General features: G+C 45.9%; 14 protein-coding genes. 11 read left to right on the top strand and 3 right to left on the bottom strand.

The window, feature by feature from the left end:
• Positions 1 to 109 precede the first annotated feature (109 nt).
• The 9 genes from apcA (at position 110) to H6F93_RS04025 (ending at position 7,289) form a co-directional block, all read left to right on the top strand.
• Complete coding sequence (gene apcA, locus H6F93_RS04055) at positions 110 to 586, top strand: allophycocyanin subunit alpha (protein ID WP_199313467.1); 477 nt, start codon at positions 110 to 112, stop codon at positions 584 to 586.
• A gap of 500 nt (positions 587 to 1,086) precedes the next feature.
• Positions 1,087 to 1,566: a response regulator gene (locus tag H6F93_RS04050; protein ID WP_190679357.1), complete on the top strand. Its 480-nt coding sequence runs from the start codon at positions 1,087 to 1,089 to the stop codon at positions 1,564 to 1,566.
• Between the two features lie 384 nt (positions 1,567 to 1,950).
• Entirely contained in the window at positions 1,951 to 2,238 is a 288-nt protein-coding gene (locus H6F93_RS04045; protein ID WP_190679356.1) for a DUF1830 domain-containing protein, read from the top strand.
• A gap of 54 nt (positions 2,239 to 2,292) precedes the next feature.
• A complete protein-coding gene (locus tag H6F93_RS04040) occupies positions 2,293 to 3,891 on the top strand; it encodes a B12-binding domain-containing radical SAM protein (RefSeq protein WP_524537891.1) in 1,599 nt (532 codons plus the stop codon).
• Positions 3,892 to 4,215: 324 nt separating this feature from the next.
• Positions 4,216 to 4,389, top strand: a complete 174-nt coding sequence (psb34, locus tag H6F93_RS35645; RefSeq protein ID WP_524537890.1) for a photosystem II assembly protein Psb34 — start codon at positions 4,216 to 4,218, stop codon at positions 4,387 to 4,389.
• A 214-nt stretch (positions 4,390 to 4,603) separates the two neighbouring features.
• Positions 4,604 to 5,566 carry an orange carotenoid protein N-terminal domain-containing protein gene (locus tag H6F93_RS04035; RefSeq protein WP_190679355.1) on the top strand — a complete coding sequence of 321 codons (963 nt, stop codon included), beginning with the start codon at positions 4,604 to 4,606 and terminating at the stop codon, positions 5,564 to 5,566.
• Between the two features lie 223 nt (positions 5,567 to 5,789).
• Positions 5,790 to 6,344: a pentapeptide repeat-containing protein gene (locus H6F93_RS04030; protein WP_190679353.1), complete on the top strand. Its 555-nt coding sequence runs from the start codon at positions 5,790 to 5,792 to the stop codon at positions 6,342 to 6,344.
• 241 nt (positions 6,345 to 6,585) lie between these two features.
• Complete coding sequence (locus tag H6F93_RS34525; RefSeq protein WP_277881948.1) at positions 6,586 to 6,717, top strand: hypothetical protein; 132 nt, start codon at positions 6,586 to 6,588, stop codon at positions 6,715 to 6,717.
• Positions 6,718 to 7,091: 374 nt separating this feature from the next.
• Positions 7,092 to 7,289, top strand: a complete 198-nt coding sequence (locus H6F93_RS04025; RefSeq protein ID WP_190641516.1) for an NblA/ycf18 family protein — start codon at positions 7,092 to 7,094, stop codon at positions 7,287 to 7,289.
• Positions 7,290 to 7,349: 60 nt separating this feature from the next.
• On the opposite strand, the gene H6F93_RS04020 is transcribed toward H6F93_RS04025, so the two are convergent.
• Together H6F93_RS04020 and H6F93_RS04015 are read right to left on the bottom strand one after the other, a co-directional pair.
• On the bottom strand, positions 7,350 to 7,733 hold the full coding sequence (locus H6F93_RS04020) for a hypothetical protein (RefSeq protein ID WP_190679352.1): 384 nt from the start codon (positions 7,731 to 7,733) through the stop codon (positions 7,350 to 7,352).
• Between the two features lie 55 nt (positions 7,734 to 7,788).
• Positions 7,789 to 10,011 carry a heavy metal translocating P-type ATPase gene (locus H6F93_RS04015; protein WP_190679351.1) on the bottom strand — a complete coding sequence of 741 codons (2,223 nt, stop codon included), beginning with the start codon at positions 10,009 to 10,011 and terminating at the stop codon, positions 7,789 to 7,791.
• A gap of 429 nt (positions 10,012 to 10,440) precedes the next feature.
• Here H6F93_RS04015 and H6F93_RS04010 point away from each other — a divergent pair, with 429 nt between their 5' ends.
• Both H6F93_RS04010 and H6F93_RS04005 read left to right on the top strand, forming a co-directional pair.
• The gene (locus H6F93_RS04010; RefSeq protein WP_190679350.1) at positions 10,441 to 12,354 is read left to right on the top strand and encodes a GTPase family protein; all 1,914 of its coding nucleotides are present in this window, start codon (positions 10,441 to 10,443) and stop codon (positions 12,352 to 12,354) included.
• Positions 12,355 to 12,563: 209 nt separating this feature from the next.
• Positions 12,564 to 13,544 (top strand): hypothetical protein, encoded by a 981-nt coding sequence (locus tag H6F93_RS04005; protein ID WP_190679349.1) that lies wholly within the window; start codon positions 12,564 to 12,566, stop codon positions 13,542 to 13,544.
• 273 nt (positions 13,545 to 13,817) lie between these two features.
• Here the strand turns inward: H6F93_RS04005 and H6F93_RS04000 are convergent, their stop codons facing one another.
• Positions 13,818 to 14,717 (bottom strand): sterol desaturase family protein, encoded by a 900-nt coding sequence (locus tag H6F93_RS04000; RefSeq protein WP_190679348.1) that lies wholly within the window; start codon positions 14,715 to 14,717, stop codon positions 13,818 to 13,820.
• Positions 14,718 to 14,762 lie beyond the last annotated feature (45 nt).

Here is a 14,762-nt window from a genome sequence, read left to right as displayed (position 1 = left end):
CTCAAGAGCAGACTGTTATCCCACTATTTGATTGGGCAACTCAAATCACCCACTCTTGCTATGAAATTGGGCTAAGCTGACCACCACATTTAGTACATCTGCGTAAGTCCTGAAAAAAATAATTGTGGATGCTGATGCTGAATGCCGCTATCTAACTCCCGGAGAGACGGATCAAACCAAGCGTTTCGTAGTGAGTGGCGATCGCCGCCTAAGATTAGTCAGAGTTTTAACGGAAAGTCGCGATCGCATTATTAAGCAAGCCGCCAACCAATTATTCCAGCGTCGTCCCAGCCTCGTCTCACCCGGTGGTAACGCTTATGGTGAAGCTATGACTGCGACTTGCCTGCGAGATTTAGACTACTACCTGCGCTTAATTACCTACAGCGTGGCGGCTGGAGAAACAACTCCTCTTGAGGAAATTGGGGTAATTGGAGTCCGCCAAATGTATCATTCTCTCGGCACTCCCATTGATGCTGTAGCTGAAGGCGTGCGGGCAATGAAAGGTGCCACAACCACAATATTGTCGCCAGAAGAGTCCACTGAAGTTGGTTCTTACTTTGACTACTTGATTAACGCACTTCAATAGCTGTATCTAATTTCATTTCCTCAGGGGTTCAGTGCAAGACTTGAAGCGCTGACAAACTTCTCTTATTGCGTTATTCCATCCCGAATCGAGCTGTAGTCAATCAAGTCTTACAGTAAATCAAACAGCACCGCTTCAAAGTACTAGAAAAGCCAGCTAAACCCGCTTTACCCAAGGTTTAGAATGCAAAGTTTCAGAATACGGATGATTCAATGACCTCTCACACAAGGCTACTGAAACAGTTGTCAAAACAAACCTTTCTAAGGGGGGATTGGCAAGCTGATCCTATTAATCTTGATCAGTTTATGAGTAGTAGACGACTATGCCCGTGTTGCTCAAATGTTTTGCTCCGTCATGTTTGTTTTGGTAGGTTTTACTGGCGTTGTAGGCATTGTCACCAGCTAATGCCAGCCATAAAAGGCAAAATTACATTTGCCACTTAAGCAAGCTTGTCGGATCAGTTCATTCGCTCCAGTCATCATCACTACAAGCGAGGAATCAACATGTTGATAACGAATGAACTCTTGCTTAATCCTGGTTTACTCAAAAATGTGGAAATCTTTGTAGTAGACAACGATCGCGACAGCAGAGATTTGTACGCTTGTCTACTGGAAAGCTATGGAGCAAGAGTGACCACAATTAGCTCAATCAAAGACGCATTAGACTTTCTAGAGTGGCGCATCCCCACCATTTTGATTTGTGAGACAAGATTCCTGGGTGAAGGTATCTATCCACTCATTCAACACGTCAAGCATCTTACGCTCACCACGGGCAGAATGCTCCCTGTCATAGTTACTTCGACCAGTTCTTCAACAAGCTTTGCTCAACAGTGGGGATTGGAGGTTGAAGCATATTTGCTCAAGCCTATTGACCTCAATCGTTTTGTCCAGGAGATCTGGCGACTGACACTCCTATCAAGTGTTGCCTATCCGCTTAACCTTCAACGCTGGGGCACATTGTGTTCGAGTGTTAGGGTGAGTTGAATCGATGCCTAAGATCCTTGTCCTCGATCGCTCTTCTAATCGCATCGATCATCATAGTCATCCAGAGCAATGGGTACAAACAAACCCTCAATTCTTCGTCTCAGGCAACCTTACTATTGTTAACTCTGCTGTTGACAGACTACTAAGCAGGTAAGCAGTACTAAATACTGTTTCAACCAGGGAAGTGCCTCTCCTGTCTGCTTTCCCAGCTTTTATAGTCGTCCATCTCCTGAGTAGCACCGATTTTGATTGCAAAATTTTAATACGTTTTGATGCAACTTATACAATTCAAACACCTGCATCAACATTATTTCAATCGTTCTTATGGGATGTTGCTTGACAGCATAAAAATGATGTTTCATCTAAATTTAATTTCAAAAGATTATGACTTACTTACTTTCCCTTTTAACAACTGAATCTTCTCAAGAACACCCTCAGATTCTTTGCTATTACATGAATGACACAAGCAGTATTCAAGTCATTCGGGCGATGAGTGGAGCAAGGTGTAATTTTGAGCGGGTCGTTTTCTCAGAAGAACGTATTTTATTTGAAGCGTTGTCAGAATCCTATTTAGAAGTCTATTCGTTTCTAATCAATAAGACAAAATCAAGAAAAATTGATTGTAAAACACTGCAAGTTAGCGAAGGATTCGGTCTTCGCAAAACTTTGTAATTAGAGTTTGTAGACTAGATTTCTTAGGCTAAATTCTTATGGATTAACAACACTATGGCAATCAATAAAAGCAGTATTATGCGAGTTTTATTACTTTATCCTCTCTTCCCAAAATCATTCTGGTCTTTCGACAAAGCTCTTGAATTGATCGGGCGTAAAGTTTCTCTTCCGCCGTTGAGTTTGACCACTGTTGCTGCTATTCTGCCTCAAACCTGGGAGTTTCGTTTGGTAGACCGAAATGTGGGCTATGAGAGTGAAGCAGATTGGTACTGGGCAGATCTGGTGATCATCTCTGGCATGATTGTGCAGAAGGAAGACATGCTGCATCTGATTGAAGCGGCAAAGCGACGGGGCAAGCGAGTTGCGGTCGGAGGCCCTTACGTTACTTCTGTTCCTGATGCTGCACAAGTGGCTGGAGCTGATTTTTTGGTGTTAGATGAAGGTGAAATCACCTTACCCTTGTTAGTCGAAGCGCTGGAACGAGGAGAGACTACAGGAGTTTTCCGCTCTAACGGTGAAAAACCAGATGTCACAACTACCCCTCTTCCACGATTTGATCTGCTTAATCTAAACGCTTACAGCGATATGTCAGTTCAGTTTTCGCGGGGGTGTCCCTATCAATGCGAATTCTGCGACATTATTGTGCTGTACGGACGAAAACCTCGCACCAAAACACCTGCTCAATTATTAGCAGAGTTGCAAAAGCTCTACGATTTGGGATGGCGGCGATCGATCTTCGTTGTAGATGATAATTTCATCGGCAACAAACGGAATGCCAAGCTAATGCTGCGAGAACTGGCTCCTTGGATGGCAGAACGAGGCTATCCCTTTAGTTTTTCAACCGAAGCTTCTGTCGATTTGGCGCAAGATCAGGAATTGCTAGATTTGATGATTGCTGCAAATTTTGGTGCCGTCTTTTTAGGGATAGAGACTCCAGATACTGATAGCCTATCTCTGACTCAAAAATTTCAAAATACGCGCAACTCGCTCATAGAATCCGTTCAAACTATTAACCGATCAGGGCTGCGAGTGATGGCAGGATTCATCATTGGGTTTGATGGCGAGAAATCAGGAGCGGGCGATCGCATCATTGACTTTGTGGAAGCTACGGCTATTCCCCAGGCTCATTTCAGTATGCTGCAAGCCTTACCCAATACTGCTCTATCGCAGCGCTTGCAAAAAGAAGGAAGATTACTCGAAACGGGGGAGGCTAATATTCATCAAACCACGTTAATTAATTTTGTTCCTACCCGTCCCCTAGTAGAGATTGCTCACGAATATGTCCGCTGCTTTTGGGATTTATATGAACCCGATCGCTACCTGGCACGGGTCTATCGCCATTTCATTGACATGAAACCCAAACCTCATAAGAAAAAATTCAAGCTGCCAGCACTCATAGACCTGCGAGCCCTGTTCATTATTTGCTGGCGACAAGGGTTAAAACGCAACACCCGCTGGCAGTTTTGGCAGCAGTTGTTTTCAATCATTCAGCATAATCCAGGCGTATTCAAACACTACCTGACTAATTGCGCGCATCTAGAACACTTCATCGACTACCGCCAAATTGTGCGAGATGAAATTGAAGCTCAACTAATTGATGATTCACCCATCGAATCGAAAGCCACTGAGTTGATAGCACCTCGATCAGCTTAGGAAAAGCCTTGCAGATGCTTTGCGATTTCAGCAGCTTCAACTAATGGATTAATTTTGTTTTTAATAACCACAACCTATAGAGTGTATGATTTTGCACAGTTGATGCCGTGGTCGGCACTCTGTTAGCGTAATTCAATCATCATTGAAATAGACTATGATGATGTTGTAAGGCTTGCAAAAAGGACACCCACGAGCTACACCAAAAGCCGAGGGAAAACCTTCAACCTTCCTGAAAAGCATCGCAGCGATGGCAGTGAACAAATTTCGGCTGAAGTCCAAGCTAATATTCGCTCTGATGGCGCTCGACTGATTGCTACTCGTTTTATGGTTGGTTACATCTCAGACGATGAAGGTCTCATCAATAACTACGCAATTGAGCCTATCATTTCTGTTTCAGCATATTCTTTACGACAACAACAGCGACACTATGCTTCTCTAAGAACGGGAACTGTACTCTCTGTCGCTTCAATAAGGTTCGTTGCATTGGCTGCTAGCTAGGAATTTATAGCCTGGGTAGATTGCAGCAAGTTGTTCTACTGAACTTAAACAGCTTGCTGTCATCATTCACTCAATACAATCTAACTGTCAACCTTTAAGCTTTTACGGATATAGCTGTATTCCTTTTCCTGAAATTGTTCTACCTTGCATGGAACAGTTACATCCATCTATCACTTTTGACAGATTCAGTGTAGTCCAAATTTTGGAGTTTTCTATGACTTTTACAACCGAATCTGCTCGCTCTATTTTTCCTGATACCAAGGTTTCTGCTGTTGTTCCAAAAACAATTGAGCAATTTGACAAACTCAAAGCAGAAGACCAACTGGCATTAATTTGGTTTGCCTTCACTGAGATGGGTAAAACGATCACTATTGCGGCTCCGGGTGCCGCCAACATGATGTTTGCTCAGAGCACTCTTGACCAGATTAAGCAAATGTCATCTGCTGAGCAAACGCAGGTGATGTGTGATTTAACCAACCATGCGGATACACCCATTTGCCGGACCTATGGTTCTTTCACCATGAATATCAAACTCGGCTTCTGGAATCAGTTGGGAGAATGGATGGAAAAAGGACTTGTCGCTCCGATTCCTCAGGGCTATCAGCTTTCTTCTCAGGCAAATGCGGTGTTGAAGTCGATTAAGAATGCTGATCCGGGACAGCAAATCACTATTCTCCGCAGCACCGTAGTCAATATGGGGTTTGACTCGCAGGATTTAGACAGTCCTAAAAAGGTTGCTGATCCGGTTGTGATACCCACGGAGATGGCAAACCGAACCCAAATCCAAATTGAAGGTGTAACTCATCCAACAGTTTTGAGCTACATCGACAATATGAACGCTAATGACTTTGAGGTCGCTGTTGACCTATTTGCGCCCAATGGTGCCCTACAGCCTCCCTTTCAAAAACCAATCTTGGGTCGCGACTTGATTCTTGCGTATATGCGAGAGGAATGCCAGGGACTGAAGCTGATGCCCGAGCAGGGCGTTGTGGAAAGTGTGGAAGAGGGGTATACCCCAATTAAAGTGACTGGCAAGGTTCAAACTCCCTGGTTTGGTAGTAGCGTGGGCATGAATATTGCATGGCGGTTTTTGCTTGATCCGGAAGGCAAAATCTTCTTTGTCGCGATTGATCTGCTGGCTTCACCCAGGGAACTGTTGACCTTAGTACGTCGCTAACTTCCTAGTTTTGGGTCAATTGATTGTGGCTGGGTTGTGAGAAGTGCAAGCGCTCTGCTGGAGTCCGATTCTCATGATCCATGCGTTTCATAGGATTTGTGTGCGATCGCTTCCAACCCAATATTTTTATCTCTACATTTCGTGAAGCGCTTAGATAGCTCGAAGATGCTATTTCAACTCGATATTCACCTTAATAAAACCAACTCGATCGAAGGACAAAATTATGGATGCTCAAGAGATTTTGAGACTCTACTCCACAGGACAACGAGATTTTAGTCATGTAAACCTGGTTCAAGTCTGCCTAACCGATGCAAAGTTAATTGGGGCAACGCTGATTGGAGCCGAGTTGATTGGGGCTGATTTACGTGGAGCAGATCTGACTGAGGCTCATCTCAACCAAGCAAAACTGAATCAAGCCAACCTAGCTAATGCAGAAATGATTCAAGTTTGCTTAACTCACGCTGATTTGAGTGGGGCAGACCTCAGTGGAGCAGATTTGACTCACGCTGATCTGAGTGGGGCAGACCTCAGCGGAGCCAATCTAGGGGGGGCAGATTTGCGGCAAGCCAACCTGGGTAGAGCAGATTTGAGCGGGGGAGATTTGCGGTGTGCAGATTTGACGGGTGCGGATTTACGGCAGACAAATCTTAGCCACACAAATTTAGATGGGGCATATCTGGGTGAAGCAGATTTAACGGGGGCAAATATTCAAGGAGTAAATATGGATAGAGCAAGGTTGAGCAAAACTAAAATGCCGAATGGAACTACACATAACTAATCACTCAGACGGGCGTTTAAGCAAGTCATTGCAAACTAGAATCGAGATATAAACAGCGACAACGCTACACGTTGCGAGGCAGCCAAAATGGATGCCAATGAAGTTTTGAAGGATTATTTAGAATCTGCCAATTGTCTAGGTGATTGAGCAACAATCTGCCGCTGGTTAGAGGTGCAGTTAGCTAAGTAGTACTGCTAATCATTGTCTAAGGTATGTTGAAAATTTTGATTGAGGAGATCTTATGTCAAAGCAAAGAAAAAGCAATAAAGAACCTAAAAAACCAAAAGCCGTTTCTGATGAAACCCGAAAACAGAAGAAAGACCTCAAAAAGCATGATGGAAGAACATCAGGGCTATTTGGCTCTTCAAAATAGACTTTCACTAATGCCTTTTGATTTTGCTCTTATTCTGTAAAGTGCGATCGCTTGATTGCTTTAACTTCCACCGCTTATTCAAGATAAGCAGGTGGATTTTTTTATCAGCTCAATCACCCTAATCCCGTTTTTATGAGGTTGCATCTTTTGATTTAGATTGTGAAACTATGTAAATAATTTGTTATACTAGTTTACATAGCGCAATAAATAAGTCAAAATTTTGTTCCTGATTGGCGAAAACCTAATGCTCACGCTCACATAGATTAATTCACCTCTCTCAAATGCTGAGTGTGATCAGTCAGTTTAGGCTCAAGTTTTAAAACCGTTAGTGCGTTACTAGATTCAAAGCTTTTGTTTTTTATTAGAAGGCAGTTATGAACCAATCAATTGAACTCACTTTAGATCAAGAATTTAGCCTCCGGATCTTTGCAGATCAGGTAAAACAGATGTCTCATGAGCAGGCGCAAGAATTTTTGGTTGAACAACACAGACTTATGATGTCTCAAAAGACGATGTATCAGAATCTTTTGAAGCATGAATGGAAGTTGGATTTGGATAGCGTTTCTTCCTAAACTGGAAGGTGATGTTTGACCTCTACACTTAATCGGAACCTGATGTAAGTCAGTCCTTCTCTACAAAGAAGTCTGCTGCTCTGGAGTTATGCCAAACCAGCGCTGGTCAAATTCGTTGAGTGCTTGAACTTGCGATCGCAGCCATTCTTCAAATCGCTCTTGTAGCAGTCGTTTTTGCATCGGTTCATCTAACTGAGCAGGAAGGCGCTCTTCTAAGCGCACGACCAAACACCAGTCCCCCAGAACTAGTGTTTGGACTTCACCAATCTGACTGTGATGGAGCAGACCAGCGAGTTTTGTATTCAGGGCACCCAGTTCGACGGTGTAACTCCCTATAGCGTCGAGTCCCGATATTTTGTCGATGTTGCCGTTAGGGGAACTTATTCCCCTAACGGCAATTTTTCTTCCATCAACCTCACTATCCCGAACCAGATCTTGCGCCACTCGAATATTGACAAAGAGTCAGAGCAAAGGTCAGATAAATGTCGGCTGTGCAAGATTAAGCGTTCTCGTTCAGCTTTAACGCTCGACTGGCATTGAGAATTGCCAGCAGTGCAACACCCACATCAGCAAAAACAGCTTCCCAGAGTGTTGCCACGCCAAATACTCCCAAAATGATAAATAGCCCCTTAATCGCCATTGCCAGCACAATGTTTTGCACTACGATTTTGCGTGTCTTTCTGGCTATCTGAATCGCTTCTACCACTTTGGATGGCGCATCGGTCATAATCACTACGTCTGCTGTCTCTATTGCAGCATCGGAACCTAGCCCACCCATGGCCATTCCAACATCGGCTCTTGCAATCACGGGTGCATCGTTGATGCCATCTCCGACAAAGACAACTTTGTCTTTACCAGATTGACTCAGTAACCTTTCAATTGCCTCAACTTTGCCTTCGGGTAATAACTCAGCAATATAGGAATCTAAACCCAATTGTCTGGCTACAGTTTGAGCAACCTGTTTGTTGTCACCTGTCAGCATCACGGTTTGCTTGATGCCAACTCGCTTGAGATCTCGGATGGCTTGTGCTGCATCTTCTCGAATTTCATCTGCAATGAGAATATAACCCGCGTAGTGATTGTCTACTGCTAGATGAACCACCGTTCCTTCTACCTGGCAGGTATCGTGATCAATGTTTTCTTGGCGGAGGAGGCGATCGCTTCCTGCTAACACGTTCTGATTGTTCACCTTAGCTCGAATACCACAGCCTGCTATTTCCTCGTATTCGGTCACATCTGCATGATTAATTGGTTGACTATGTGTTGCTCGAATTGATTGAGCAATAGGGTGGTTGGAGTGAGATTCGGCTTTTGCTGCTAGGGTGAGCAATTCTGACTCTGAAAACCCATTTTTTGTCACAACCTGAGTGACTTTAAAAACTCCTTGAGTTAACGTTCCAGTCTTATCAAAAACAACAGTTTTGACAGCGGTGAGGGCATCAAGAAATACCGAACCTTTGACAAGAATTCCGCGTTTCGCGGCTCCTCCTACGCCTCCAAAATAGCCCAACGGAATGCTGATCACCAGCCCACAAGGACAAGAAATGACGAGCAATACTAGAGCACGATAAATCCACTCTGCATGAGTTGCACCAGGGATTAGCAAGGGAGGAAAGAGGGCGATCGCCAACGACAAAATCACAACTACAGGCGTGTAATATCGGGCAAACCGAGTAATAAACTTCTCAGTTTGTGCTTTTTTAGCCGTAGCGTTTTCGACCAGATCTAGAATTTTGGCGATCGAAGATTCTTCAAATGGCTTTGTGACTCGCAGGGTTAATACTCCAGTCCGATTAATCATGCCTGCCAAAACAGATTCTCCAACTTTGACCGTGCGTGGAACAGATTCTCCCGTTAGTGCTGAAGTGTCAATCTGAGAACTGCCCTCAAAAATCTCACCATCCAGCGGAATTTTCTCACCTGGCTTAACTAGAATTAGCTCACCGACATTCACCGTTTCTGGTGAGACAGCTTTGATCAAACCATTTACTTTCACATTGGCAGTGTCAGGGCGAATTTCTAGTAAGGCTTTAATCGAACGGCGCGATCGCCCCACCGAGTATTCCTGAAATAACTCTCCAACCCGATAGAACAGCATCACAGCAACAGCTTCAGGCAATTGGTGAATAGCGATCGCTCCAACCGTGGCGATGGTCATCAAGAAGTTCTCATCAAACACCTGCCCTCTGAGAATGTTGCGTCCAGCAATCTTTAACACCGTCCAACCCGCAATTAGATAAGCAGGAATGAAGACTGCGTATTCTCCAAAGCTGTAGGGGGTGTTGTGCAGAACCTCCTCAAAAATCATGCCTCCGACTAAAAGAGCCACGACTATGAGCACTGAAAGGAGTTCTGTCTTGAGCGCAAACTCGCCGGTTCCATGACCGTGGTGGTGATCGTGGTCGTGATGATGTTCATCGTCATGCCCGTGATGATGGTCGTGGCTATGCTCGTGATCTTTGGAGTAATGAGTTTTAGCGTGAGAGTGTGCTGTAGGAGTGACGATGGTGTAGCCCAAAGCATTGATGCGATCGCGAAGCGTTGACTCATTCACCTGCTGTGAATCGTAAGAGACGATCAAGCGCTCAGTCGTAGAACTGACTGACACCTCAACCACACCTGCTACTTTTTGCAAGGCTGTCTCAATCTTTGCGGCGCAGCTTGCACAGTCCATGCCGCCTATCTGCATCTGCTGAGTTTTAAGCGCTGGAGTTTGAGTCATAGCCGTTGCATGAAGTGCTGGAGGAAAAATTTTACGAACTCTAGCACAATTCTAAAACGTATGAACAGTTATTCATATTTTCGGAATGAGAATCATTTCGTAGGGGTTTTGTACTCGTGCTTGACTGCGATCGCTTATTGCTGGGCCTTAATACTCAATGCCTGATTACAACAACCTAGGAGATTTCTGAGGAAGATTGGACTTCCTGTACGGGCGAACGGCCGTTCGCCCGTACCAAGGCATTGCTACTCATACAGTAATTTCTTTCCCAGAAATCGCCTTAATGCTTAGCTGCAATGGCTTAATGCGTTGCTGCGATCGCTCAACACTTTGCTGCATGGAATAACGCATTGCTGCGATTAATTGAATGTTGCATATCAATCGCTCAAAACTTCCATACACTGGAGACAAGTTTCTTGGCATAGGGCAATGGGGCGACTAAAGCGGTGGCAGTGGGCGGTGTTGGCACTTCCGATCGCCATAATTGCGACTTTTTTACTGACAGCAGCGGGATGGCAGATTCACGCTTGGGGCATTAACTGGATTTGGGGCGTGTTTATCTTGCTGTTTGTCGGGTGGCGATGGCTGCTAGTGCGCTGGACGCAGCCTGCTCTAAAACAGGTCGAAGCAGTGCTGGCAGAAGTAAGCGAAGAGCTGGAATCTGCTCCTGAGCTGTCTCCCGCCCTGTCAGCGAATGAGGCAACCCGCAAGGCAGAGGCAGCGCTTCAAAAGATTCTTCAGGAAACGCAGACCGACTTGCCTGTGTGGGAAGATTGGGCAACGTTTTGGCGGCGCTGTCAGGATGTGGTGGTGGCGATCGCCCACATCTACCATCCCGAAGTTCGGTATCCTTTGCTCAACATCTACGTTCCCCAGGCATACGGGCTAATTCGTGGCACGGTGGACGACCTGGACGGGTGGATGCAAAAGCTCTCTCCTGCACTCAATCAACTCACCGTTGGGCAGGCATACCAGGCATTTGAGGTGTATCGTAAGCTGGAGCCATCCGCCCGCAAACTGTTGCGAGCCTGGAACTGGGCGCAGTGGTTGCTCAATCCGGTCGCGGCGGCAGCAAGGCAGGCGACGGAGCCTTACAACAATCGCGCCACCCAGCAGCTATTGGTGAATTTGAGCCAGCTTTTACGCGAGGCAGCATTGCGGAATCTGTGTCAGCAGGCGATCGCCCTTTACAGCGGTTCTACAGGCACCTTACCAGGAGTAGCACCCGCACCAGAACCTGCGCTTCCTAAAGCAAAAACTCAAACGCTACGAGAAATCCTGACCCAGTCAGAATCGATTGAAACGGTCGAGCAAAAGCCTGTCAGCATTCTGCTAGTTGGGCGCACCGGAGCGGGAAAGAGCAGTTTGATCAACACACTGTTTCAGGCTGACCTGGCTGTGGTGGATATGTTGCCCAGCACCGACCAGATTCAGAACTATCAGTGGAAAACGGAATTCGGGGAAACGCTTTCTCTCTGGGATACCCCAGGCTATGAACAGGCTGATCGAGCCGAGTTTCGAGAGTTGGTGCTGGACTATGCTAACGATGCCGATCTGCTGCTGCTGGTCACGCCTGCCCTTGACCCGGCACTGCAAATGGATGTGGACTTTCTCAAAGATATGCAGGCAGAAGTGAGTAATTTACCCGCGATCGCCATCGTCACTCAAGTCGATCGACTGCGTCCTTTGCGCGAGTGGGAACCACCCTACGACTGGCAATGGGGCGATCGCCCTAAAGAAAAATCAATTCGAGAAGCGACCGAATACCGCGCTCAGCTTTTAGGTGAGTTTTGCAATCAGGTATTGCCCATCGTCACCGCAGATTCTAAAACAGGTCGAGCTGCTTGGAATGCTGATGCACTGTCTGTTTCGTTGGTGGAAGCGATCGCCCCAGCCAAGCAGCTTCGGCTCGCCCGCTTTCTGCAGAACCTGGATGCTCGCACCGTTGCTGCTGCCAAAATCATCGATCGCTACACCTTTCAAATGACGACCACGCAAGGACTAGCCGCATTCCTCAAAAGTCCAATTCTGCAATTTCTCTCAACCCTGTCTACCGGATCGCCTGCTCTAGCTTTTGCTCTAGCAGAACAAATTCCGGTTGAGCAACTGCCTATTGTCATTGGCAAACTTCAGATGGCGTATGACCTGTTCTCACTATTAAATCCAGGTGGCGCAAAGGCGTTAGAGTTTGACTTGCGATCGCTCTGGCCACTGCTGCTAGAAAATCCGCCTTCCCCCGACCGCAACGCATGGGCATTTGGTCATACATTGATCGAATACTGGACACAAAACCTATCAGTTGAACAAGCCCAACAGCGCTTTGAACACTACCTAGGTCAGTAATTAAACCAGTAATTAAAGTTAAGGGAGTGCCCCGACGGGGCACTCCCTTAACTTTTTCAATTCAGTTCCGTCCGGTAAAGAGAACTCAGAAACTGTAGTAACGGAGCGTGACGGGTGCAGCCATACACATCCTGCCATTAGTGATGAGAACTATGCAGGATGGCGATCGCTTTTCAGATCATCACGTTACACCGTTTTAGGAGTTCTTCATGACAGCAACCGCTGATCTTCCTTTCAAGTTTAAGTTTGTTAAAAACGGACGGACTCAGAGCTTATTCCCCAAAAAAGGAACTGCAACTCAAGACAGCATTGTTTTAGAAAAAGATGTTTTGAGTTATGACGACATTGTGGATACAACCACTCGCGATCAACGCATCGTCCTTGCCCTATCCTCAACTAACAACTTGAGTTCAAGCCTACAAAAGTCCTTAGCTGGAGGCTCTGCAATCGTACTTGAGGTGAGTGGAGTCAAGGCTCAAGATTTAGAAAAACAAGTTGACCGAATTGCTTCCCAAAAAGCAATTGATAAACGCAAACAGCACCTATTAGAAATTGGTCAAGGACATTTGCTGCGAGTCGTTTCCTGCTCGGATTGTGAAGCGACTCTTGATCTAACTGACTATGAGCGAAGTTCTCATATCTACTGCCGTTTTTGCGAAAGTATCTTGAAGGAGAATCAGCCGCCGCTTGCCCAAGGTTCAACCTACCGAGTGTGTGATGAATGTGGTTTATTCGATCGGATCAGGGGCTATACAGAATTCTACTTTTTCTTTTTCGTCATCGCTTACGCTTTCTCCTACAAACGCCGCTATGTGTGTGACCACTGTGCAAACGGCTTGTTCTGGAAAACGTTTCTAACAAACCTAATCTTTATCCTGGGAATACCTGCTTCGATTTACATCAAAATCAAGTCGATGTCAGGTCGCGATCCTGCTCTAAAAGAATTGGCACGGGCTAATGCATTGGCTAAGAAAGGGCAATACGACAAAGCTGCACCCATATACAGCCAGCTTTCCCAGAACTATTTAGAACATCCAGGCTTGTTGATGAACGAAGGAATGGGTCACTTGGTCGCCGAAGACCCAGTAGGAGCAGTGCAATGTTGGCAGCGATCGCTCCAATCTTGCAGCAATTATCACCCCACACTGGGGCTACTCTACAACCTGCAAAACCCCAGTCAAAAGTCATGATGGACCATTAAAAAAGATGGGAGAAAAGCTTTACCTTTCTTCCATCTTTTTCATAACGAAACACTATTTTTGTGTAGGGACAAAGCATTCGCTAGAGGAATTGTGCTGGTTGACTGACAAAACTCCCAAAACTACGGGTGTATCGTAGGTTGGGTGAAGCGAATGCGTAACCCAACAGAATTTAGGTGGATGTTGGGTTTTACGTTGTTTCACCCAACTTACACCAGAAGGTTTGCGACCGAATGCCTTGCCCCTATACAAGGATTTGTGGTGTCAGCTACTCGAAACTTTGACAGGTTCCTTTTCTGCAAACTCAACTACAGGTTGATTTGAATTAAACCAGGCTTTGACAATCTTCCAGTTTCGATAAGGGAAAAGTAACTGGTCAAAAAATGTTTCCTTGATCGTTTCACCAATCAGCCCAAAGTTCCTCGGCTGTTCGCCTTGAGGCATATAAAACGTACCGAAAATCAGATCAAAAATTGGGAAAAGTCCAGCAAAATTCTTGCCTGCTCCCTCTTCTTCTGTCGTGTGGTGCCAACGGTGGAAAGCAGGGCTAGAAATCACGTAGCGAAACGGTCCATAGGTCCAGGACACATTCGCATGAATGAAAGCAACATAGCTCGACAGCAGCGGCACATAAGCTTCAACGGCGATCGGGGAAAAGCCCAACAGCAGCACCGGAGTCGCCTGACACACCCGCGAGATAATATCATTTACTGGATGCAGCCGCACTGCTGTGAGCCAGTCCATTACCTCAGCACTGTGGTGAACGGCATGAAAATCCCAAAGCTGGCGGGTATGGTGCCAACGATGCGTCCAGTAGCCGACAAAGTCACCAATGAAGATTGCAATTAGCCCTTGCACCCATAGCGGCAGGTGAGAAATCGGCCCGTAGCCCGCTAAAACCTGATTGATATCAAACGACAATCCTCCATTCTGAATAGTGATTCGCCCTAGTAGTAGGTAAAGCGGGATCAGGACAAGGGCGATCGTCGCCATGCTGATGATCTGGATCACCATTGGGGTGAAAAACCAATAAAAAGTATCCAGCCAAACTCCTCTCCGCCACTTGGGCTGGTCAGGAATGCTTGGGAAAAGGCGCTCCAGAACCCCAAAGACCAGGGTAAGAACCAAAAACAAAACCAGCGTTCTAACGAACCGTGCTTCCATGCCTTAAATGTCTGCTTTCTTGAAGTTTTCTTACATTTACCGTGA

The organism is Leptolyngbya sp. FACHB-671 (assembly GCF_014695745.1).
Lineage (GTDB): Bacteria > Cyanobacteriota > Cyanobacteriia > Elainellales > Elainellaceae > JAAUTN01.
Note: the sequence above shows the minus strand (reverse complement) of the source record. Positions and strands in the feature narration are given on the sequence as shown.

Excerpts from the sequence above, each read along its gene's own strand:
- H6F93_RS04045 (WP_190679356.1), top strand. The coding sequence starts at position 1,951 with ATGACTTACTTACTTTCCCTTTTAACAACTGAATCTTCTCAAGAACAC.
- H6F93_RS04015 (WP_190679351.1), bottom strand. The coding sequence starts at position 10,011 with ATGACTCAAACTCCAGCGCTTAAAACTCAGCAGATGCAGATAGGCGGC.
- H6F93_RS04030 (WP_190679353.1), top strand. The coding sequence starts at position 5,790 with ATGGATGCTCAAGAGATTTTGAGACTCTACTCCACAGGACAACGAGAT.
- H6F93_RS34525 (WP_277881948.1), top strand. The coding sequence starts at position 6,586 with ATGTCAAAGCAAAGAAAAAGCAATAAAGAACCTAAAAAACCAAAAGCC.
- H6F93_RS04025 (WP_190641516.1), top strand. The coding sequence starts at position 7,092 with ATGAACCAATCAATTGAACTCACTTTAGATCAAGAATTTAGCCTCCGG.
- psb34 (WP_524537890.1), top strand. The coding sequence starts at position 4,216 with ATGGTTGGTTACATCTCAGACGATGAAGGTCTCATCAATAACTACGCA.
- H6F93_RS04035 (WP_190679355.1), top strand. The coding sequence starts at position 4,604 with ATGACTTTTACAACCGAATCTGCTCGCTCTATTTTTCCTGATACCAAG.
- H6F93_RS04040 (WP_524537891.1), top strand. The coding sequence starts at position 2,293 with ATGGCAATCAATAAAAGCAGTATTATGCGAGTTTTATTACTTTATCCT.
- H6F93_RS04010 (WP_190679350.1), top strand. The coding sequence starts at position 10,441 with ATGGGGCGACTAAAGCGGTGGCAGTGGGCGGTGTTGGCACTTCCGATC.
- H6F93_RS04050 (WP_190679357.1), top strand. The coding sequence starts at position 1,087 with ATGTTGATAACGAATGAACTCTTGCTTAATCCTGGTTTACTCAAAAAT.
- H6F93_RS04005 (WP_190679349.1), top strand. The coding sequence starts at position 12,564 with ATGACAGCAACCGCTGATCTTCCTTTCAAGTTTAAGTTTGTTAAAAAC.
- H6F93_RS04000 (WP_190679348.1), bottom strand. The coding sequence starts at position 14,717 with ATGGAAGCACGGTTCGTTAGAACGCTGGTTTTGTTTTTGGTTCTTACC.